15 protein-coding genes and 1 pseudogene are annotated in these 22,892 nt (G+C 63.9%); 15 read left to right on the forward strand and 1 reads right to left on the reverse strand.

What is annotated here, in order from left to right; translation table 11 throughout:
• The first annotated feature begins 5 nt into the window (after positions 1-5).
• The 11 genes and pseudogenes from P273_RS0105410 to P273_RS0105460 all read left to right on the forward strand — a co-directional run bounded on the left by P273_RS0105410 (position 6) and on the right by P273_RS0105460 (position 12,355).
• On the forward strand, positions 6-293 hold the full coding sequence (locus P273_RS0105410; protein ID WP_024627456.1) for a TM2 domain-containing protein: 288 nt from the start codon (positions 6-8) through the stop codon (positions 291-293).
• The gene (locus P273_RS0105415; protein WP_121914433.1) at positions 275-1,501 is read left to right on the forward strand and encodes a biotin/lipoate A/B protein ligase family protein; all 1,227 of its coding nucleotides are present in this window, start codon (positions 275-277) and stop codon (positions 1,499-1,501) included. The genes P273_RS0105410 and P273_RS0105415 overlap by 19 nt, the downstream gene beginning before the upstream one ends.
• 123 nt (positions 1,502-1,624) lie before the next feature.
• Positions 1,625-2,344 carry a Crp/Fnr family transcriptional regulator gene (locus tag P273_RS0105420; protein WP_024627458.1) on the forward strand — a complete coding sequence of 240 codons (720 nt, stop codon included), beginning with the start codon at positions 1,625-1,627 and terminating at the stop codon, positions 2,342-2,344.
• A 41-nt stretch (positions 2,345-2,385) separates the two neighbouring features.
• Positions 2,386-4,647, forward strand: a complete 2,262-nt coding sequence (locus P273_RS0105425; protein ID WP_024627459.1) for a transglycosylase domain-containing protein — start codon at positions 2,386-2,388, stop codon at positions 4,645-4,647.
• A 134-nt stretch (positions 4,648-4,781) separates the two neighbouring features.
• A complete protein-coding gene (locus tag P273_RS0105430) occupies positions 4,782-6,143 on the forward strand; it encodes an NADH:flavin oxidoreductase/NADH oxidase (protein WP_024627460.1) in 1,362 nt (453 codons plus the stop codon).
• 47 nt (positions 6,144-6,190) lie between these two features.
• Positions 6,191-6,895: a polyprenol monophosphomannose synthase gene (locus P273_RS0105435; RefSeq protein WP_253269581.1), complete on the forward strand. Its 705-nt coding sequence runs from the start codon at positions 6,191-6,193 to the stop codon at positions 6,893-6,895.
• A gap of 219 nt (positions 6,896-7,114) precedes the next feature.
• Entirely contained in the window at positions 7,115-7,966 is an 852-nt protein-coding gene (locus tag P273_RS0105440; protein WP_081709277.1) for a DeoR/GlpR family DNA-binding transcription regulator, read from the forward strand.
• A gap of 82 nt (positions 7,967-8,048) precedes the next feature.
• On the forward strand, positions 8,049-9,332 hold the full coding sequence (galT, locus tag P273_RS0105445; RefSeq protein WP_024627462.1) for a galactose-1-phosphate uridylyltransferase: 1,284 nt from the start codon (positions 8,049-8,051) through the stop codon (positions 9,330-9,332).
• 17 nt (positions 9,333-9,349) lie between these two features.
• Positions 9,350-10,592, forward strand: a pseudogene (galK, locus tag P273_RS09280) (galactokinase).
• 115 nt (positions 10,593-10,707) lie between these two features.
• On the forward strand, positions 10,708-10,980 hold the full coding sequence (locus tag P273_RS0105455; protein WP_024627463.1) for an ACT domain-containing protein: 273 nt from the start codon (positions 10,708-10,710) through the stop codon (positions 10,978-10,980).
• Between the two features lie 10 nt (positions 10,981-10,990).
• On the forward strand, positions 10,991-12,355 hold the full coding sequence (locus P273_RS0105460) for a PFL family protein (protein ID WP_024627464.1): 1,365 nt from the start codon (positions 10,991-10,993) through the stop codon (positions 12,353-12,355).
• Between the two features lie 15 nt (positions 12,356-12,370).
• Here the strand turns inward: P273_RS0105460 and P273_RS0105465 are convergent, their stop codons facing one another.
• Positions 12,371-13,024, reverse strand: coding sequence for a tRNA (cytidine(34)-2'-O)-methyltransferase (locus P273_RS0105465; RefSeq protein WP_081709278.1), 654 nt, complete (start codon positions 13,022-13,024; stop codon positions 12,371-12,373).
• 112 nt (positions 13,025-13,136) lie between these two features.
• On the opposite strand from P273_RS0105465, the gene P273_RS0105470 reads away from it, so the two are divergent.
• The 4 genes from P273_RS0105470 to P273_RS0105485 all read left to right on the forward strand — a co-directional run bounded on the left by P273_RS0105470 (position 13,137) and on the right by P273_RS0105485 (position 22,823).
• Entirely contained in the window at positions 13,137-14,129 is a 993-nt protein-coding gene (locus P273_RS0105470) for an A/G-specific adenine glycosylase (protein WP_024627466.1), read from the forward strand.
• A gap of 30 nt (positions 14,130-14,159) precedes the next feature.
• Positions 14,160-14,810 (forward strand): hypothetical protein, encoded by a 651-nt coding sequence (locus P273_RS0105475; RefSeq protein WP_051354142.1) that lies wholly within the window; start codon positions 14,160-14,162, stop codon positions 14,808-14,810.
• A 194-nt stretch (positions 14,811-15,004) separates the two neighbouring features.
• Positions 15,005-18,571, forward strand: a complete 3,567-nt coding sequence (gene rpoB, locus P273_RS0105480) for a DNA-directed RNA polymerase subunit beta (protein WP_024627468.1) — start codon at positions 15,005-15,007, stop codon at positions 18,569-18,571.
• Between the two features lie 88 nt (positions 18,572-18,659).
• On the forward strand, positions 18,660-22,823 hold the full coding sequence (locus P273_RS0105485; protein WP_024627469.1) for a DNA-directed RNA polymerase subunit beta': 4,164 nt from the start codon (positions 18,660-18,662) through the stop codon (positions 22,821-22,823).
• Positions 22,824-22,892 lie beyond the last annotated feature (69 nt).

The raw sequence follows: 22,892 nt of genomic DNA on the forward strand, positions 1-22,892 counted from the left end.
GGGCTATGCCCACCGGCAGGAGTCCCTATCCAATATCACCCACTCCGCACAGCAAGTTGGCGGCAGGTCTGCTCAGCATCTTTCTGGGCTGCTTCGGCGTGGGCAACTTCTACCTGGGCAGAACCGGCCGGGGTGTGGCTCAGCTCATGCTCACCCTGATCGGCTTCCTCTTCTTCTTCATTGGGCCGACCATCGCCATAATCTGGGGGCTGATCGAAGGCATCCTGATTCTGACATCTTCAACCGGCTCCTTCTGGCATCGTGACGCTCGCGGATGGGAGTTGACGGATTGAATCCGGCCCCTCTGCGCGGCGTCGGCAAGCAGATGGGCGGTAAACTTGCGGGCGTAACCCTGACCTTGGGCCGGGGGGCAGACTCCCGTCCAGTCATCACTTCCTGCAGGATTGATGGCGACTTCTTTACGGAGCCGGCTCCTACCGCCTCCCGTGAATCCGAGGATGATCATGGGCCGGTATCCCGGCTGGAATCCGCAATTTGCCGTATCCCGCTGCCTTTGGATCCTGGTCTGGCTCTGAAGCGGCTGGGCAGGATCATGGCAGAAGGGGATGGCCAACGGGTTGTCGGCGTGTCCCCATGGACCCTAGTGACTGCACTGGAGCGCGCCCTGCCGTCTGGGCTGGTCATCCACAGGCACGAGGAGCCCGACCAGGCGTCTTTTCAACAGTCGCAGCCGGACGAGGTCGAATGCCGCCGCCGTTGGTCTGGCCTGAAGCTGGACCTGATCAGGGACCGTCCACGTCAGCCGGCCATGCAGATGGCCATGGATCAGGCTCTCAATGATGCCGTGGCCCAGGGCCAGCTGCCACCCACCCTGCGCATCTGGAACTGGGCGGCGCCAGCGGTGATCCTGGGACGCTTCCAGTCCCTGAGCCGGGAGGTCCACGTGGAGCGGGCGCGCAGTCTGGGCTTTACCCTGGTTCGCCGCTGTACCGGCGGTGGCACCATGGTCATCCAGCCCGACCGGGCCATCACCTATTCCCTCTATTTGCCCCTGGACTTCGTCAAGGGGACCGACCTGATCGACTCCTACCGGATCTGCGACTATTGGCTGGTTCGTGGTCTGCGCATGCAAGGGATTCAGGCGGGCTGGCAGGGCATGAATGACATCGCCTCCCCGCGGGGCAAGATGGGGGGCGCCGCCCAGCGCAGACTGCCGGCAGGCTCCCGCGGACCGGGCGGACTGCTCCACCACACCACCCTTTCCTACTCGGTGGATGCCGATCTGATGGCCCAGGTACTCAACGTGGACCCGGCGAAATTCCACGACAAGGCCGTGAACTCGGTCAAAAGCCGGGTGGATCCCATCGACAGGCAGACCAGTCTGACCCGTCAATCTCTGATCGATGCCCTTCTGGACACCCTGCCCTCCCTGGTGTCGGATCTTCGCATATCAAGTCCTGCGCCCGAGGTTGAGCAACGGGCCCGCACCCTGGCCCAGCAGCGCTACGGCCGTGGGGAGTGGACCGCCCAGATTGCATGACAGGCGAGGGGGTTGATGTGTGTGGGTATAATCGTGCTCAGTCGCGTCGAACCCGGCGTGAGGTCATCAACCATGCGTGAGTCGGTGCAGACCCGCCAGACATGGCGAAAAGGAGTGCGGAGTATGGCGGTTCACAAGCCCAACGAGATTCCCGATGACGGGAACGCCCTCCGGCAGACCGCCCTATTCAAACAGGTGCCCAGGCAGGATGCCGACCAGCTTTTGGACACCATGCACGAGTCCACTTATGCCAAGGGGTCCACGGTCTTCCGGCAGGGGGACACCGACCACCGGATGTATCTGCTGGAGGAGGGCAGGGTCAAGCTGGTTCGCCAGTCGCCCGACCGCCGCATCCAGCTGCTCAGTATCCATGGACGTGGGGAGATCCTGGGCGAGATTCCCGTCTTTGACCCCTCCGGCGGGCCGCGTACCGCCTCGGCTGTGGTCATGGTCAACAAGACCAAGGTGGCTGCCCTGGATCACGATGCTCTCTTTGACTGGCTCAATCAGCACCCCAAGGTGGCTGTGGACATGCTTCAGGTGTTGGCCCACCGCCTGCGGACCGACAACGAGCGCATCTCCGACCTGGTCTTCCTGGACGTGCCGGCCCGTCTGGCCAAGACCCTGCTGGATCTGGCCACGCGCTTCGGCGAACCCTTCGAGCAGGGGCTGATGGTCCCTTACGATCTGACTCAGGAGGAGCTGGCCCAGCTGGTCGGTGCCTCACGGGAGACCGTCAACAAGGCCCTGATGGACTTCTCCAACCGGGGATGGATCTCTCGCAAGGGCCGTACCATCATCATTTTCCAGCCAGGACCGCTGATTCGACGCTCACGCATGTGAACGCCGCTGTCCGGTAGAGCCAACGGCCTAGGATGGAGACCATGCCCGAACAAAAGAAATCCATGTCGGTCAGGCGCTTTTTCACGCTGCTGCTGGCTTACCTCATCTTCTGCGTCGCAGGTGGCGTGGTCGTCTCTGGTTTTCTGTTCCCCGCAGTCTTCGGCATCAACGCCGTCTCCAAGAATCTGATGCCTGCCCTGAAGACGGAGAACATCGACTTCAACGTCAATGATCTGCCCCAGCAGTCCCGCCTTTACGCCTCCGACGGGCATACCGTCATCGCCACTTTCTACGCGCAAAACCGGATTGTGGTACCCATCAAGGATGTTTCTGACTACATGCAGAAGGCCGTGGTGGCCCGTGAGGACCGTCGTTTCTTCGAGCATGCGGGCGTGGATACCCAGGGCGTGCTCAGGGCCTTCATCCAGACCTACATCAAGCAGGGTGACACCCAAGGTGGTTCCTCCCTGACCCAGCAGTACGTCAAGAACGTGCTCATGAACCAGGCCGAGGAAAACAACGACCCCATCGCTGAGTACCACGCCCAGGAGGAGACCATAGCCCGCAAGATGCGGGAGATGCTGATAGCGGTGCAGATGGAGAAGAAGTACTCCAAGGCCGAGATTCTTCAAGGGTACTTGAATATCGCCCAGTTCGGAACCAACGTCTACGGGGTTGAGTCGGCGGCCAGGCGCTATTTCAGCAAGTCGGCCAAGGAGCTGGATCCGGGCGAGTCGGCCACCATCGCCGCCGTGACCAAGAATCCCGCACGCTTCGACCCAACCGTCAATATCAAGGCCGCTCAGGAGCAGCGGAACATCGTCCTGGATCTGATGAGGCAGGAGAACTACATCAGCCAGCGTCAGTATGAGGAGAACAAGGCCAAGCCGCTGGATCAGATGCTGCATGTGCAGTCTGCGGACGCCGGCTGCCAGGCGGCCGGGGACGCGGCCTTCTTCTGCGACTACGTGACCAAGCAGATCCTCAACTCCAAGGAGTTCGGCAAGAGCCAGGAGGATCGCAACAAGCTCCTCAAGGAAGGCGGCTTGGACATCTACACCACCATGGACGTCAATGCCAACGCCGCAGCCATGAAGGCGGCTCGGGACACCATCCCCGTGGATGATCCGACCGGCTTCGAAGTCACGATGGCGGCCATTCGCCCGGGTACCGGCGAGGTTTTGGGCTTCGGCATCAACCGCATTTACGATGCCACCCAGAACTCCGGCGGTGGCACCCGCACGGCCATCAACTATGCAGTGGACCAGCAGGACGGCGGCGGCTGGGGTTTCCCCGTGGGCTCCACCTGGAAACCCATCAATCTGGTGGCCTGGATGAAGGCCGGCAAGTCCATCAATCAGCCCCTGCGCACCTCTACCAGCTATCCGCAGACCGCCTTCGCCTGCAAGACGGCTGACGGTACCTCCTACGGATTCGGCACTGGCAGCTGGCACGTTGAGAACTCGGGCGGCGGCACCACTTCGCCGGAGAGTCCCCTCCAGGGCCTGATCCGCTCGCACAATACCACCCAGGCCTCCATGGCCCAGCAGATTGGCCTGTGCAGCATAGCGGACACAGCCAAGGACATGGGCTACCACAATTCGCCCAAGGACCAGATGGACATCCACTCAGACAACAGCTTCCAGCCGCCCATGACCATCGGATCGGTCCAGGCCTCCCCGCTGACCATGGCCAACGTCTACGCCACCATCGCCGCCAAGGGCGTGGCCTGCAGCCCTATCGCCATGACCAAGGTGATCGATAAGAACAAGCGGTCCATCAAGGTGCCCAAGGCCAACTGCCATCAGGCCATCGACCCGGGCATCGCCGAGACCACCGCCTATGCCCTCAACCAGGGCGTGGTCCAGCCCGGAGGCGAGGCGGCCGTGACCCAACTGGACGGGGGCCGCAAGACCTTCGCCAAGACGGGCACCCATGAGGACAAGTACATGCTGACCGGCGGATTCGTGCCCCAGGTGGCCTCCTTCGTCACTGTGGGCAATGCTGAGGGCCAGGTCTCCTTCAATGGCAAGGTCATCAACGGACGGTCCATGGGCACTTGGTACGGCATGTACATCGCCACCCCGGCATGGAAGGAGTTCATGAACACCTACCTGGCCGCTGCCAACATTCAGCCCGATAATTCCTACGGCAACCCCGACGCTCGCTTTACCGGCGGGGTCCAGCCTCAGCAGTCGGCTCCGATGCAGCAGCGTCAGATGACCCGTGGTGTAGGCGTGCAGGAGCCGGAGAGCCAGGAGCTCGCTTCGGAAGCGACTCAGAGCGTGCAAGCGGCTGACTAGTACCTGGCCTGATCCGCTTGATGGGTTCCGGCTGGGACCCGAGCGAGGCTGTGCTTACAATGGAGACCATTAGGGATTCGTCGACGGGCGGGACCACGAGGGGTACGGCCGTCCGCCGGGAGAGGCAGGAACAGATGGTCCAGGAATATTCAGAGCTGGATGACAAGGCCCCTCGGGCCGACGGCCGGGTTCATGAGGATCAGGTGATGCCGGGGCCGGTAAGCGGCTCCGGCAGGTTGGATGTTTCCAAACCGATCTGGCCCTTTGAGCCGGATGCCGCCGAGGGCAAGAAGAAGACTGGCAAGGCTGCCAAGGGGATCAAATCGTCCAAGAAGGACAAGAAGGCCAAAAGAGTCAAAAAGGCCAGGAAATCAAAATCAGGAAAAAGGCGGGAGACGGCCCTGCCTGCGCTCTTCCAGCCCATGGAACTGCGCGACCAGCACATCCGCAATAGGATCTGGATGCCGCCCATGGACACCTATTCGTCCCTGCGGCATGACGGGGTTCCTACCAACTTCCACTATCAGCACTATGTATCCAGGGCCCTGGGCGGCTTCGGGGTCGTCATCGGGGAGGCCACGGCTGTAAATCCCCAGGGGCGGATCTCTCCCTGCGATGTGGGGCTATGGGATGACGAGCAGACCAGGGCCTGGCAGGGCATCGTCCGGGATGTCAAGGCCGCTGGAGCCGTCCCCATCGTCCAACTCAACCATTCGGGGCGCAAGGGTTCCTCCGGGTGCTCCTCCATGGGCTATATCAACGCCACCGTGCCCGTGGCCGAAGGAGGATGGCAGCCCGTGGGCCCCAGCCCCATCGCCTTCGGGAGGATGGCGGTCCCGGTTCAGCTCTCGCGGGCGCAGATAGCCTCCATCGTGGCTGACTTCCGTTCCGCTGCCGTGCGAGCCGTTCAAGCCGGCTTCCTGGGAGTGGAGCTGCACGCCGCCCACGGCTACCTGCTCTCACAATTCCTGGATCCCCTGATCAACCGACGCAGCGACGAGTACGGGGGTGACCTGTCCGGCAGAATGCGCCTGCTGATCCAGGTGACCGATGCCGTGCGCGAGGTCATTCCCTCGGGCATGCCCCTGCTGGTGCGCATGTCCGCCACCGACTGGGCCACTGGCGGATGGGGTCTGGACGAGACCATCCGCACCGCCAAGGTGCTCAAGCTGCACGGGGTGGATCTGATTGACGTTTCCACCGGGGGTCTGGTGCCAGGCGTGAAGATCCCAGCCGCTCCCAACTACCAGGTGCCCTTCTCCTACCAGGTGCGCAGCCAGGTGCTGATTCCCACCACAGCGGTGGGGCTGATCACCAAGCCCAGGCAGGCTGACCGGATCGTACGCAAGGGTCTGGCCGATGCGGTCGAGATCGGTCGAGCCAGTCTGCGCGACCCCTACTGGCCGCTCAGGGCCGCCTACAAACTGGGGCTGTCCGCTCAACAGGCCCCCTACCCTGAGCCTTACCGGCGCGGGGCCTACGGCATCGCACGCTGAGAGCGGCCATGGACGCTGTTCGTGGTGGAGCAGGGACCGTTGTGGTCATGCCTACGTATCAAGAGGCTGACAATATCGGAGTGACCCTTCCACAGCTGCTGGCCTGCTGCCCGGAAGTCGATGTTCTGGTCGTCGACGACAACTCGCCGGACGGCACCGGCGCCAAGGCCGAGGACATGGCTAAGCGCGACCCTCGCGTGCACGTCATCCATCGGCATGACCGCCGCGGGTTGGGCCCTGCCTACGTGCAGGGTTTCCGCTGGGCTTTGGGGCATGGCTATGGCCTGATCTGCGAGATGGACATGGATGGCTCCCATCGACCCCAGGATCTGGCCAGGATGCTGGCGGTGGCCCGAGGCGAGGCGCATCCGGATCTGGTCATCGGCTCGCGCCGGGTGCGCGGAGGCCGCACCCAACATTGGCCCTGGTATCGGGACCTGATCTCGCGTATGGGATCCTGGTATGCCCGCACCGCCCTGGGATCCTCAGTGCGTGACATGACCGCCGGCCTACGGGTCTATCGAGCGGATGTACTCAGGCGGATCGACCTGCGAAGGGTCCGCTCCAGCGGCTACGTCTTCCAGGTGGATATGCTGCGTCGGGTCCAGGCCATGGGTCTGAGCGTCGTCGAAGTGCCTATAGTCTTCGTGGAGCGGGTTCGCGGCAGCTCGAAGATGGATGCCGGGATCGTACTGGAGGCCATGGTACAGGTGACCCTGTGGGGACTTGAACGGTTGACCCATCGAAACTGACATTGCATCACCATCGTGTTCGCTTTCTCAGGCGACCCAGCAGGCCCTTGTGGGCGACTTGAAGACAGAATGTGCCTTGGTTGACAGATTGCTGCAATAGCCGCGGCAGGCCTCTGGCATATGGAAGAATGGTCGGGGTATCGAAGAAACATCGATTGTTCGCCCCTGTTTTTGGACCGCGACCACAGTCCAATGGTCGGCTTGCCAATTTGGGCGAATGTGTGCGATAATGTTCGAATGATATCGTCACAACGCCAACACCTGATATTGAACCGGTTGCGTACTCGTGGCGCAGTCCGTATCACCGCCCTCTCCAAGGAGTTGGGCGTTTCCGCCATGACCATCCGTCGGGACATTGCCGACCTGGCGGACAAGGGCCTGCTCAAGAGGGTCCACGGAGGGGCCGTCACCACCAGCTCGCTGCTGGCTGAGCCGCTCTTCTCGGTCAAGTCGCAGATGGACATGGGCCTCAAGGACACCATCGCCCGTCATGCCATCGACTATGTCTCCCCGGGCGATGTCATCGCCATCGGCGGCGGAACCACGGCCTATGTCTTCGCCCAGCACCTCCTGGAGAGCCGTCAGTGCGCTGGCGTGACCCTGCTGACCAATTCCATCCCCGTGGCCGAGCTGGTTCAGGCCATGGAGAGCAAGGACGTCGAGGTCATCGTCACCGGCGGCGTCATCACCCGGTCCAACTCCCTGGTAGGCCCCATTGCGGATAAGGTCATCGCCTCCCTGCGGGTCAACACGGTCTTTCTGGGGACCCACTCGGTCTCCATCCCACGCGGCTTCCTGATGCCCAATTCCCTGGAGGCGGCCACCGATATGGCGCTGATGGACATCGCCGACCGGACCATCATCCTGACCGACCATACCAAGTGGAGCTGCACCTCCCTGTCCCTGTTCGCCTCCTTCGACCAGGTGGACACTGTCATCACCGACGACCAGCTGGACCAGGAGTCGGCCGAGGCCACCCGCTCCCTGGTCAAGCGGCTGGTGTTGGTGCCGGTCAATCCCGAGGAAGGCCAGGCTCAACCCACCGATGGGTCTGAGGATCAGGCTCAATGAGCGGCCGGTCACACTGGAGTGCGCGGGTTGCCATAGCTGGTTGCCATGGATTGTCAATCATCACGGACGATGAAGGAGCAGCATGAAGTCAGAGCAGTATGTCCCTCAGCGGTATGTTCCCGGCGAGTATGCCAGGGAGCACATCCGCATCACCCCCACCAGGCTGGCCGACGGGCGCCGGTTCTTCTACCTGGACGATGATCCTGAATATGTCTCCGGCCGCAGGACCAGGCGTCTGGACGATCCCCGTCCGCTGACCGACCGGTTCGCCCCCCATCAGGATCAGGAGGGCAGAACGGTGCCCTTCCAGCCGCCGCAGATGCGTCGGGACCCTCTGACCGGCGACTGGATTCCCATGGCCACGGCCCGGATGAACCGGCCCATCACCGCCGGTCCGCAGGCCACCGCCAAGGGCAACCCCCTGGCAGCCAGAAAGCCCGGGGACCCCTACCAGGATGGGGAGATCCCCGATGTGGACTACAACGTGGCGGTCTTCGAGAATCGCTTCCCCTCCATGATGCAGGTGCCCAATACCCAGGCGGCTGACCAGCCCTCCCTGGTGGACGGCAACCCCCTCTGGCCGGTGCGCGAGGCCAACGGGCGCTGCGAGGTGGTCTGCTTCGACCCTGATGAGCACGCGTTGCCTGCCGATCTGCCGGTTTCCCGTCTGCGGACGGTGGTGGAGGCCTGGGCCTTCCGGACTGCTGAGATCTCGGCCATGGAGGGCATCGAACAGATCTTCCCCTTCGAGAACCACGGCCAGGAGATCGGCGTCTCCCTGGCCCACCCCCACGGACAGATTTACTGCTATCCCTTCATCGCCCCCAGGCTGGAGCAGGAGTTGAGGCAGTGCGCCGACTACCGGGAGCGCACCGGCGGCAACCTTCTGGCGGACATCCTTAAGGCTGAGCTGGACTCCGGACGGCGGGTGGTCTTCCGCAACGCCACCTGGGTGGCCTATGTGCCTGCCGCCGCCCGCTGGCCCCTGGAAGTCCACGTGGCCCCCGTCCGCGACGGGATCCTGAGCCTGGACCAGCTCAACGACCAGGAGCGCTGGGACCTGGCCGTCATGTATTCCACCCTGCTCAAGCGGGGCAACGCCTTCTTCGACAAGGGCGACGGCAGGGGGATGGATCTGCCCTACATCGCCGCCTGGCACCAGGCACCGCTGCACGATCCGCGGCGGGAGGACTACCGGCTCAACCTGCAGTTCTTCTCCTTCCGTCGGGCCGTGGACAAAATCAAGTATCTTGCCGGATCCGAGTCAGGCATGGCTGCCTGGGTGTCGGACACCACCCCTGAGCGGATCGCCGACCGTTTCCGCCAGCTGGGGCCCCTGGATCTGGAGAATGGAGAGAATCAATGACGACGACAGTGGAATTCATGCAGGCCTGGACCCAGGGCGCCGACGGCCAAGGTGCCACCAAGGCCCGGGAGCTCTTCCAAAAGGTCTATGGGGAGGATCCTCAGGGTGTCTGGAGCGCCCCCGGCCGGGTCAATCTAATCGGTGAACACACAGATTACAACGCCGGGCTCTGCCTGCCCATCGCCCTGCCCACTCGTACCTATGTGGCCGTCAGCCCCAGGACGGACAGCCGGGTCCGTCTGGTCTCCACCATGGATCCGGAGCATCCGGTCCAGACTGATCTGGATGGTCTTCAGGCTCGGGGAGTGAGCGGATGGGCGGCCTATCCGGGTCGGGGTGGCATGGGCCCTGCAGCGGGACGGCTTCCCTCAGGTTCGAGGGTTCGACCTGGCCCTAGCCTCCTGCGTGCCCGTGGGGTCCGGGTTGAGCTCTTCGGCGGCCATGACCTGTGCCGTGGCACTGGCCCTGGATGACCTGTTCGATCTGGGACTGGGCGGCGACGAGGCTGGCCGGGTCAGGCTGGTCCAGGCTGCCATTACGTCGGAGAACGATATGGCCGGAGCCTCCACTGGTGGCATGGATCAGAGCGCCTCCATGCGGTGTCGATCCGGTTGCGCCCTGCGGCTGGACTGCCGGCCAGAGCTGGATGCCATGAGCAATGTGCGCCAGGTCCCCTTCGACCTGGAGGCTGCAGGTCTGGAGCTGCTGGTGGTCGACACCAGGGCCCAGCACCAGCTCAACGATGGCCAATACGATCAGCGACGGGCCACCTGTGAGCAGGCTGCGCATCTGCTGGGAGTGGCCAACCTGCGACAGGTGGCAGACCAGGTCAATGGCGCTGCTGATCCCCCATCCGCCCTGGTTGCCCTGCTGGAGCAGCTGCCCGATGAGACCATGCGTCGGCGGGTACGCCACGTGGTCAGCGAGATAGGACGGGTGGACCGCTTTATCGAGGCCTTCGGTAGGGGCGATTACGTCCTGGCCGGCCGCCTGTTCAACGCCTCCCATGACTCCCTGAGGGACGACTACGAGGTCACCTGCCCGGAGCTGGATGAGGCCGTGGATGCGGCACGTCAGGGCGGGGCCTATGGGGCTCGCATGACTGGCGGCGGGTTCGGCGGATCCATCATCGCCCTGGCTGATGCCGGCAAGGGCTCCGATCTTGCCCGTGAGATAGCCGAACGATTCGCCTCCAAGGGATTCAAGGCCCCCAGAGCCCTGATCGCCCTGCCATCATCGGCGGCCGCGCGAGAATCCTGAATTCAGACTGCAGACCTCTACGACCCCGCTTCTCCCGGCGCTCCTCTAAGCTAGGGGAGCGGGGTCCCGGTTTTCAGGGGTCCAGTCAAGGGCGAGGTGGATGAGGAGGACGGTCATGGACAAGGCGATCATCACGGTGGTGGGCAAGGATGCCATCGGCATCATCGGCAAGGTCTGCACAGACCTCTCCCAGCAGGGTGTCAATGTGCTGGATATTTCGCAGACCATTCTGGACGGCTTCTTCACCATGATGATGATCGTGGACTGCACCGCCTGTAAGGATGATTTCGACGCGCTGAGCCAGCGGATGGAATCCCTGGGAGAAGAGATCGGGGTCTCCATCCGCTGCCAGCGCGAGGAGATCTTCACCAGGATGCACCGGGTCTGAGGAGGTGGCCATGATCACACGCGACGAGGTCCTGGAGACCAACGACATGATCGACCGGGAGCGCCTGGACGTGCGCACCATCACCATGGGCATCAGCCTGCTGGATTGTGTGAGCGGTGATGTGGACATGCTCTGTCGGAACATCCATCGCAAGATCGTCTCTCTGGCCGGCGATCTGGTGTCCACAGGCGATGCCATCGCCCGCGAGTACGGTATTCCCATCGTCAACAAGCGCATCACCGTCACTCCTATCTCCCTGGTGGCCGCCGGCGCCTGCCACACGGTGGAAGACTATGTAGCCGTGGCCAAGGCCCTGGATCGTTCGGCCCAGGAGGTCGGGGTCAACCTGATCGGCGGCTATTCGGCCCTGGTCGGCAAGGGCATGACTCCGGCCGAGCGGCTGCTGATCAAGTCCCTGCCTAGGGCGCTGAGCCAGACGGAACGGGTCTGCGCCAGCGTCAACGTGGGTTCCACCAGAACAGGCATCGATATGGATGCCGTGGCCCTGATGGGCCGGGTCGTCAAGGCCACTGCCGAGAGCACCGCCGACTCAGACAGCTCCGGCTGCACCAAGCTCGTGGTCTTCTGCAACGCTCCGGACGACAACCCCTTCATGGCCGGCGGCTTCCACGGGGTCAGCCAGGGGTCGGCCGTCATCAACGTGGGGGTCTCCGGGCCCGGCGTGGTCAAGACTGCCCTTGAATCAGCCAAGGGAGCAGACTTCGGGCAGCTCTGTGAGACCATCAAACGTACGGCCTTCAAGATCACCCGCGTGGGGCAGCTGGTGGCTCAGGAGGCCAGCCGCCGCCTGGATGTGCCCTTCGGGATCATCGACCTGTCCCTGGCGCCCACCCCGGCGGTCGGAGACTCAGTGGGGGAGGTCCTGCAGACCATGGGCCTGGAGCAGGTGGGTGCCCCCGGGACTACTGCGGCCCTGGCCATCCTCAACGATCAGGTCAAGAAGGGCGGCATCATGGCTTCCAGCTCGGTCGGCGGGCTGTCCGGGGCCTTCATTCCCGTGTCGGAGGACGCCGCCATGATCCAGGCTGCACAAGAGGGGAGCCTGACCCTGGAGAAGCTTGAGGCCATGACCTGCGTCTGCTCGGTGGGGTTGGACATGATCCCCATCCCCGGCGGCACCTCTGCGGAGTCCATCTCGGGCCTGATCGCCGACGAGGCGGCCATCGGCATGATCAATCAGAAGACCACCGCAGTCAGGGTCATTCCTGTCATCGGCAAGCAGGTGGGCGAGTGGGCCGAGTTCGGCGGGCTCATGGGCGGCGGGCCGGTCGTGCCCGTCAATACCCGTTCCTGCGCGGACTTCGTCAATCGAGGCGGACACATCCCAGCGCCCATTCACAGCTTTAAGAACTGAGTGCGCTCGCGGGGTTCAGCGACCACCTTGGAATCCCAGTTGCCGCCAGGCCTCGTAGATGGCGATGGAGGCGCAGTTGGTCAGGTTCAGGCTGCGCAGGCTGGGCCGCATGGGCAGCCTGACCTGTTCGGCCACGTGAGGACCGGCCATGATCTCCATGGGGTCGGGGATGTCACCCGGTTCGGGGCCGAACAGGAGGATGTCGTCCGGCCGGTAGCTGACCTCGGTGTAGAGCTTGTCGGCGTGGGCGGTGAAGGCGATGATTCGGCTGTCGGGCATGGAGCGGACCAGGTCGTCGAAGTCCGGGTGCAGGACCACGTGGGCCATGTCATGGTAGTCCAGGCCGGCCCGGCGCAGCTTAGTATCTTTGAGGTTGAAGCCCAGGGGCTCTATCAGGTGCAGGATGGTGCCGGTCACGGCGCATAGGCGGATGGCCGAGCCGGTGTTGCCGGGGATCCGCGGCGAGTAGTAGCACAGGTGGGGCGTAGAGGTCTTGACACGGCTGGCCTGATCGGCCTTCATCATGGCATCCACTACCGATATGGGGTTGCCGTGGGCATCGGTGACCAGCTCGTCGGGACCATAGTTCGATTTGCGGTATCCGTACTCGTACATGCTTTCGACGGCCTTCGAGGGGTCGCCGGACCGCTCCTGTTCCTGCCTGTTCATGAGGCCAACCTACCGTCGCCAAACGACAGGCCAGGCAGTGCCGGTCGGCACCGTCGGGCAGAATACGGCGGTTGAATGAGGCGGAATCGGATGGTGAAGGGCGGTGTGACCCATGGAGCGTGCGGAGACGACCCTGGCGGAGACGGAGCCCATCCGTCTGCGGCTGTTTGACTGGTGGAGCCGATATGCCCGCGACCTGCCCTGGCGCTTCGGGCGAACCACGCCCTGGGGGGTCCTGGTCTCCGAGGTCATGAGCCAACAGACCCAGATGAGTCGGGTGGTGCCCTACTGGACGGCCTGGATGAAAGTCTGGCCGGATGCGGCCTCACTGGCCGCCGCCCCCAAGGCTGAAGTCATTACGGCCTGGGGCAGGTTGGGTTACCCGCGCCGAGCACTGCGCCTGCAGGAGTGCGCGCGGCAGGTGGCCAGTCAGTACGCAGACCGGCTGCCCCAGGATTACGACCAGCTGGTGGCCCTGCCTGGCATCGGCGACTATACGGCCAGCGCTGTCATGAGCTTTGCCTACGGCGAGAGGATCGCCGTCATCGATACCAACATTCGCAGGGTGCTCTCCAGGGTCTTTCTGGGACGTGAATCCAAAGGGGGTGCTGCCAGCCGAGAGGAGCGCCAGCTGGCCTGGCAGGTCCTGCCTGAGGACGAAGATTCAGAAGTTTCTGATCATCACGTGAACGGTGACGACAGCTTGGGAACGGCTGACCCGCAGATCCGGTCGGCAGCCTGGCGGGAGCCGCCCTCGGCCCGATGGAATCAGGCCGTTATGGAGCTGGGCGCCACGGTCTGTGTGGCCCGCAAGCCGGCTTGTGACATCTGTCCTCTGGCCGGCCACTGCCGTTTCCTCAAGGCTGGTCTGCCCGGTCTGGGTACAGGCAGAACCAGGCCCCGGCAGCGCTTCGCAGGCACCGATCGGCAGATTCGCGGATCCATCCTCCAGGCGCTGCGGCAGGCTTCGGGCGCGCCCGTCTCCAGGAAGGACCTGAAATCCCTGTGCGACGACGAAATCCGACTTGATCGGTGTATCGCCTCCCTGGACGAGGACGGCCTTCTGGAGATCGGCCAGGACGGCCGCTTGAGTCTGCCGCAGTGAAGGCCGCCCTGACGATTAGACTGGAGAAGTATGGCCAAGCGACGCATGAGCGAGAAGAAGCGGCGGATGTACCGTCGCCGGAGGATTGCTGCCGCCCTGCTGGCGGTGCTCTTCCTGCTGGTCTGCGCTGGTCTGGTCTGGGGCGTGGGGGCAGGCATCCGAGCACTGCGTGGAGGCAATGGGGCCCAGGGAACCTCGACCAGTGTCCAGCAGAGCTCAAAGACAAAGTCCAAGGACAAAGACAAGCAGAAGAAGGATTCCGGCAAGAAGCGTTCCTCAGGAGCTCCTGACTGCGGCAAGGAGGACTTGGCCTTGGAACTGGCTGCGCCCGATCCCAGTACCGGGGTCGGCGGATCCATCGATTTTACGGCGACCATTCGTCACAAGGGAACAGGCTCCTGCTTGGTGGACGGCTCCGACGGCGGCCGGGTGCTGATTATCACCAGCGGCGAGGAGACCATCTGGCGTTCCGACGCCTGTCCGGTTGGGGCTCGCACCCTGCTCATGGCAACCGGCGACAAGGATGTGCAGACCATCACCTGGAATGCTGACAGCAGCCAGGACAGCTGCCTGCCCGACGATCAGCTGCCCCGCGTCAATGCCGGTTCCTACCAGGCCAAACTGGTCCTCAAGGCCAATCCCCGAGTGGTTTCCCAGCCAGTGCCGGTCATGGTCCAATAGCAGCTTTCCAAAAACGACACGCCGATTGCGTTCATGGTTATTGTCTGCTATAGTTTTGTCTTTGCATGAGGTGTGTCATATAGCGGGCATGCATCATCGAGGAGATGCCCGCGAATAGGCATATGGCGGCCATTCGGCATCTCCCTGGGGTAACAGGAATGATCGAGTACGGCGAGCGATAAGGAACGTCCATTTTGGCTGCCAATAAAGCTGTAAGAAGTACCACCACTACGCAGGCACGCGCTGACGAACACGACATCAAACTGCACAAGGCCACCGACCGTGTCAACTTCGGATCCATCCGCGAACCCATCGAGGTGCCCTACCTCCTGGGTGTGCAGACCGATAGCTTCGACTGGCTGGTCGGCAACGACCGCTGGAAGAAGCGGGTCGAGGAGGATCAGGTCAACGGGACCCATACCGTGGCCCCCGTCTCCGGCCTGGATGAGGTCTTCCAGGAGATCTCTCCCATTGAGAACTTCGCCCAGACCATGAGCCTGACCTTCTCGGATCCCTACTTCGAGGAGCCCCGGCACACGGTTCAGGAGTGCAAGGAGAAGGACTACACCTACTCGGCTCCTCTGTATGTGAACGCCGAGTTCGAAAACGGGGACACCGGCGAGATCAAGTCGCAGACCGTCTTCATGGGCGACTTCCCGCTGCAGACCCCTCACGGCACCTTCATTATCGGGGGCTCGGAGCGCGTCATCGTCTCCCAGCTGGTCCGCTCCCCGGGTGTCTACTTCGACCGCACCCAGGACCGCAACTCCGACAAGGAGATTTTCGGGGCCAAGATCATCCCCAGCCGGGGCGCCTGGCTGGAGTTCGAGATCGACAAGCGCGATGTGCTGGGCGTGCGCGTGGACCGCAAGCGCAAGCAGTCCGCCATCGTCTTCCTCATGGCCATCGGCATGACCAAGCCGCAGATCCGCAAGGCCTTCAAGGGCTACCCGCTGGTGCTGGATGCCCTGGAGAAGGAGACCATCGAGACCCAGGACGAGGCCCTGACCGACCTCTACCGCAAGATCCGGCCTGCGGACACCGCCTCTCCCGAGGCCGGCCGCAACCTGCTGGACTCCTTCTACTTCAACACCAAGCGCTACGACCTGGCCCGGGTCGGTCGTTACAAGATCAACCGCAAGCTGGGCCTTGAGGCCGATTTCAACGACCGCAGCCTGCATCCCGAGGACATCATCGCCACCCTGAAGTACCTGGTGACCCTGCATGCCGGCGGGCAGACCTTCCCCGGCCGCCGCGACGGCCAGGACATCGAGCTGCGGGTGGACGTGGACGACATCGACCACTTCGGCAACCGCCGCATCCGCCAGGTGGGCGAGCTGATCCAGAACCAGCTGCGCACCGGCCTGAGCCGTATGGAGCGTGTGGTCCGCGAGAGGATGACCACCCAGGACGCCGAGGCCATCACCCCGCAGTCCCTGATCAACATCCGCCCGGTCAACGCCACCATCAAGGAGTTCTTCGGAACCTCCCAGCTGAGCCAGTTCATGGATCAGAACAACCCGCTGGCCGGCGTGACCAACAAGCGTCGTCTTTCGGCCCTGGGCCCCGGCGGCCTGTCCCGCGACCGTGCCTCCATGGAGGTGCGCGATGTGCACCCCTCCCACTACGGACGCATGTGCCCCATCGAGTCCCCTGAAGGTCCCAACATCGGTCTGATCGGCTCTCTGGCCACCTTCGCCCGCGTCAACCCCTTCGGCTTCATCGAGACCCCCTACCGCAAGGTCATTGATGGCCAGGTGACCGACGACGTGGTCTACATGACCGCCGACCAGGAGTCCGAGCACACCATCGCCCAGGCCAACCAGGAGATCGACGAGACCGGACACTTCGTCGAGGACGAGGCCCTGGTCCGTGATGCCGAGGCCGAGGCCAAGGATGTGCCCGTCTCCCAGGTGGATCTGATGGATGTCTCCCCCCGGCAGATGGTTTCCGTGGGCGCCTCCCTGATCCCCTTCCTGGAGCACGACGAGGGCCACCGAGCGCTGATGGGCACCAACATGCAGCGTCAGGCCGTCCCCCTGGTCAAGTCCGAGCGGCCTCTGGTGGGTACCGGTTCCGAGTGGCGGTCCGCCATCGATTCCGGTGACGTCATCCTGGCCGAGAAGCCGGGCGTGGTCACCTACGTCTCCGCCGACATCATCCGCGTCATGAATGACGACGGCACCCAGTCCTCCTACAAGCTGGCCAAGTTCCAGCGGTCCAACCAGACCACCTGCTACAACCAGGTTCCCCTGATCAAGGATGGGGAGCGGGTCGAGGCCGGCACGGTCCTGGCCGATGGCCCCGCCACCCAGAAGGGCGAGATGGCCCTGGGCAAGAACCTCCTGGTGGCCTTCATGCCTTGGAACGGCTACAACTACGAGGACGCCGTCATCATCTCCCAGCGTCTGGTCCAGGACGACACCCTGAGCTCCATCCACATCGAGGAGTACGAGACCGACGCCCGCGAGACCAAGCTGGGCGCCGAGGAGATCACCCGGGATCTGCCCAACGTAGGTGAGGATGCAGTGGCCAACCTGGACGAGCGCGGCATCATCCGCATCGGTGCCGAGGTCGAGGCCGGCGACATCCTGGTCGGCAAGGTCACCCCCAAGGGCGAGACCGAGCTGACCCCCGAGGAGCGACTCCTGCGGGCCATCTTCGGCGAGAAGAGCCGCGAGGTGCGTGACACCAGCCTCAGGGTGCCCCACGGCGAGACCGGCACGGTCATCGAGGTCAAGGAGGTCACCCGCGAGGATGCCGAGGAGGACGGCGACGAGCTGCCCAACGGCGTCAACCGGATGATCCGGGTCTACATCGCCCAGCACCGCAAGATCACCCAGGGCGACAAGCTCTCCGGCCGCCACGGCAACAAGGGTGTCATCTCGAGGATCCTGCCCGAGGAGGATATGCCCTTCATGGCCGATGGCACCCCCATCGACATCATGCTCAATCCTCTGGGCGTGCCCTCACGTATGAACCTGGGCCAGGTTCTGGAGCTCCACCTGGGGTGGATCGCCCACTCCGGCTGGGACATCAGCCTGGATCCCAACCTGGAGGCCGAGTGGAAGAAGCACATCCCGGCAGGAGCCGAGAAGGCCGAGCCCGGCACCGCTGTGGCCACCCCGGTCTTCGACGGTGTGCGTCAGGATGCTCTGAACGGTCTGCTCAAGACCACCCTGCCCAACCGTGACGGTGAGCGCCTGGTCGGCGACGATGGCAAGGCCGTGCTCTACGACGGCCGCACCGGTGAGCCCTTCACCAAGCCGATTTCCGTGGGCTACATGTACATGCTCAAGCTCCACCACCTGGTGGACGACAAGATCCACGCCCGGTCCACCGGCCCCTACTCCATGATCACCCAGCAGCCCCTGGGCGGTAAGGCCCAGTTCGGCGGCCAGCGCTTCGGCGAGATGGAGGTCTGGGCCCTGGAGGCCTACGGTGCCGCCTACACCCTGCACGAGATGATGACCACCAAGTCCGATGACGTGGATGGTCGTGTGCGGGCCTATGGCGCCATCGTGCGTGGCGAGAACCTCCCGGCGGCAGGCATCCCGGAGTCCTTCAAGGTGCTCCTCAAGGAGATGCAGTCGCTCTCCCTGAACGTGGAGGTGCTCAACGCCGAAGGCAACGTGATCGAGATGAAGGACGAGGACGACGACCCCAACGCCGCCTCCGACGACCTGGGCTTCAACATCGGCGCCCGCCCGGACGCCGCCGCCAAGGCCGACCAGTCAGCTCCCGAGCCGGAGTACCGCTGAACCACCAGTCACAGGGATGCCCGCCAGACGGGCATCCCGCTAAAAGGCAAACTTCAGAGCAGTTACAAGATCAGAGACAGGACATAGAGTGCTGGACGTCAATGCATTTGACAAACTGAGAATCGGACTGGCCACGGCCGACGACATCCGCGGCTGGAGCTATGGCGAGGTCAAGAAGCCCGAGACCATCAACTACCGTACCTTGAAGCCCGAGAAGGACGGCCTGTTCGGCGAGCAGATCTTCGGACCCACCCGCGACTGGGAGTGCGCCTGCGGCAAGTACAAGCGCGTGCGTTTCAAGGGGATCGTCTGCGAGCGTTGCGGCGTGGAGGTCACCCGCTCCCGCGTCCGCCGCGAGCGTATGGGCCACATCGAGCTGGCCGCCCCCGTCACCCACATCTGGTTCTTCAAGGGGGTGCCCTCCCGGCTGGGATACCTGTTGGACATCGCGCCCAAGGACCTGGAGAAGGTCATCTACTTCGCGGCCTACATGGTCACCAAGGTGGACGAGGAGCAGCGTCACAAGGATCTGCCCGACCTGCAGGACGAGTTTGACAACGAGATCAACCAGCTGGAGAAGAAGCGCGACCTGGAGATCGACAAGCGCGCCAAGAAGCTGGAAGAGGACCTGGCCGAGCTGGAGAAGACCGACGAGGTCAAGGGTTCCATGAAGGCTCGTCTGCGCAACGGGGCCGAGCGGGACATGACCGCCATCCGCAAGCGCTACGACGACCAGATCCAGAGGATCACCGCCGTCTTCGACCGTTTCAAGACCCTGAAGCCCGGTGACATGGAGGGCGATGTGGATCTGTGGCGGGAGATGCAGGACCGCTACGGTGACTACTTCGAGGGCTGCATGGGCGCCGAGGCCATCAAGAAGCGTCTGCAGGACTTCGACCTGGAGGGTGCCGCCAAGGAGCTCCGCCACGAGATCGACACCGGTTCCGGCCAGCGCAAGGCCCGTGCCTTGAAGCGGCTCAAGGTGGTCTCCGCCTTCCTGAACACCGGTAACAAGCCCGAGGCCATGGTCCTGGACGTCGTCCCGGTCATTCCGCCCGATCTGCGCCCCATGGTGCAGCTGGACGGCGGCCGCTTCGCCACCTCCGACCTGAACGACCTCTACCGGCGCGTCATCAACCGCAACAACAGGCTCAAGCGCCTGATCGAGCTGGGCGCCCCCGAGATCATGCTCAACAACGAGAAGCGCATGCTCCAGGAGGCTGTGGACTCCCTCTTCGACAACGGCCGCCGTGGCCGTCCCGTCACCGGAGCCTCCAACCGCCCCCTGAAGTCCCTGGCAGACATGCTCAAGGGCAAGCAGGGCCGCTTCCGTCAGAACCTGCTGGGCAAGCGCGTGGACTACTCCGGTCGTTCCGTGATCGTGGTCGGTCCCTCCCTGCGCATGCACCAGTGCGGTCTGCCCAAGCCCATGGCCCTGGAGCTCTTCAAGCCCTTCGTCATCAAGCGGCTGGTGGATCTCAACTACGCGCAGAACATGAAGAGCGCCAAGCGCCTGGTCGACCGCGGCGATCCCGAGGTCTGGGGCGTGCTGGAGGAGGTCATCTCCGAGCACCCCGTCCTGCTCAACCGTGCGCCTACGCTGCACCGTCTGGGCATCCAAGCCTTCGAACCCATCCTGGTCGAGGGTAAGGCCATCCACCTGCCCCCGCTGGCCTGCGCGGCCTTCAACGCCGACTTCGACGGCGACCAGATGGCAGTCCACCTGCCCCTGTCGGCCGAGGCCCAGGCTGAGGCACGTTCGCTCATGCTGGCCTCCGACAACATCCTCAAGCCCGCCGACGGCCACACGGTCACCATGCCCTCCCAGGACATGATTCTGGGTCTGTACTATCTGACCACCGTGGTTGACGGTGCCAAGGGCCAGGGCCGGATCTTCTCCAGCCTGGCCGAGGCCCGGATGGCCTTGGACCTGGGTGAGATCGACATGCAGGCCAAGATCCTGCTGCGGGTCCCCGCCGACTTCGTCATGCCCAGGGATTGGAAGCCCGGCGACCTCAAGGTCGTCGACCCCGAGCCCGGCAGCCCTGACGTGGTCAAGGAGGAGGTCTTCAAGGACGGTTCCAGGCTCTTCGCCACCAACTACGGGCGGGTCCTGTTCAACCGGACGCTGCCTGTGGACTACCCCTTCATCAACGAGCAGGTGCCCAAGGGCAAGCTGTCCGGCATCGTGGACGACATCGCCACCCGGTACTCGACCGCCCAGGTTGCGGCCACCCTGGATGCCCTGAAGGATCTGGGCTTCACCCGGGCCCAGTGGTCCGGCGTGACCATGGCCTTCTCCGACATCGTGGTGCCGCCCGAGCGCGAAAAGATCGTCAACGAGTACCAGGGGCAGGCCGCCAAGGTCAACTCCCAGTACGATATGGGTCTGCTGACCGACGAGGAGCGCCGTCAGGAGCTGATCAACCTGTGGACCGAGTGCACCGACAAGGTGGCCGACGCCATGCAGGAGCACTTCACTCCGGACAACAACGTGAACATCATGGTCCAGTCCGGGGCACGAGGCAACTGGATGCAGATCCGCCAGATCGCCGGTATGCGAGGCCTGGTGGCCAACCCCAAGGGCGAGATCATCCCCCGACCGGTCAAGTCCAACTACCACGACGGCCTGTCGGTGCTGGAGTACTTCATCTCCCAGCACGGCGCCCGCAAGGGTCTGGCCGACACCGCACTGCGTACCGCCGAGTCGGGCTACCTGACCCGTCGTCTGGTCGACGTCTCCCAGGACGTGATCGTGCGCGAGGAGGACTGCGGCACCATGCGTGGTCTGACCATGAAGGTGGCCGAGCGCGACGAGCAGGGCAACCTGGTCCTGGTCAAGGCCGCCGACGGCGGACCTTACTCCAGGCTCCTGGCCGCCGACGTGATCGACCCCAAGGACGGCAAGACCGTGCTCTACAAGCGCGGCGATGCCCTGTCCATGGATGTGCTGCGTGACATGGTCGCCCACGGCGTGGAGGAGGTCAAGGCCCGTTCGGTCCTGACCTGCGAGTCCACCCGCGGGGTGTGCGCCAAGTGCTACGGCTGGTCCCTGGCCACCAACAAGCTGGTGGACGTCGGCGAGGCCGTGGGCATTGTGGCCGCCCAGTCCATCGGCGAGCCCGGTACCCAGCTGACGCTGCGTTCCTTCCACTCCGGCGGTGTGGCTTCGGCCTCCGATATCACCCAGGGTCTTCCCCGTGTCACCGAGCTCTTCGAGGCCCGTACCCCCAAGGGCGAGGCTCCCATCGCGGAGTTCCCCGGCACCGTCAAGGTGGAGGATACCGACCGTGGCCGTCAGGTCACCCTGACCCCCGACGACACCTCTGTTGAGGCACTGACCTACCCGGTCACCCGCCGTGCGCCCATGATGGTCAAGGATGGACAGCACGTCGAGGCCGGCACCCAGCTGATCGAGGGCTCCGTGGATCCCAAGAAGATCCTGCGCATCCTCGGCCCACGCGCCGCCCAGGTGAACATCGTCAACGAGGTGCACACGGTCTACCGCTCCCAGGGCGTGGACATCCACGACAAGCACATCGAGGTCATCGTCCATCAGATGCTCCGCCGCGTTACGGTCATCGACTCGGGCGACACCGATCTGCTGCCCGGCGAGCTGGTCGACCAGGCCAAGTTCAAGGCCGCCAACATGAAGGCCGTCAAGGCCGGAGGCAAGCCGGCCGCGGGACGCCCCGAGCTCATGGGCATCACCAAGGCCTCCCTGGCCACCGACTCCTGGCTGTCGGCCGCCTCCTTCCAGGAGACGACCCGCGTGCTCACCGAGGCCGCCCTGAACCAGAAGGTCGACGACCTGAAGGGCCTCAAGGAGAACGTGATCATCGGCAAGCTGATTCCTGCCGGCACCGGCCTGGCCAGGTACCGCAACGCCACCGTGGAGCCCGACAAGGCCATCCGCGACACCATCTACCCCAACTTCGGTCTGGGTGGCGGTGACGTGGATCTGAGCGACGCCGACCTGAACGATGTGGACTTCTCCAACATCGACTTCGGGGATCTGAAGCTGGGCGACGACTTCAACCCGGACGACTTCCTCAACGACCAGGGCGGCCAGAGCCATCTGGACACCCCCAACGTGCAGGATCCGTCAGCTGAGGCCGGCGATCAGACGGCTGCCACCACGAACACGGGATCTTCGGATGCCGCCGATGGCAGTGACTCCGCCCAGAATCGGTCCCAGCAGTCCGGTTCGGCCACCTTCTCCTCTTCGGAGGATCAGCACTCCAACCAGTGAGCGTCTGAACAACCGGTAGCCGCAGATCCGCTTGGGCCGGATGACCCGGCCTGGCGGATTCGGCTGCCG

This window comes from Bifidobacterium sp. A11 (assembly GCF_000499185.1).
GTDB classification, from domain to species: Bacteria; Actinomycetota; Actinomycetes; order Actinomycetales; family Bifidobacteriaceae; genus Bombiscardovia; species Bombiscardovia mizhiensis.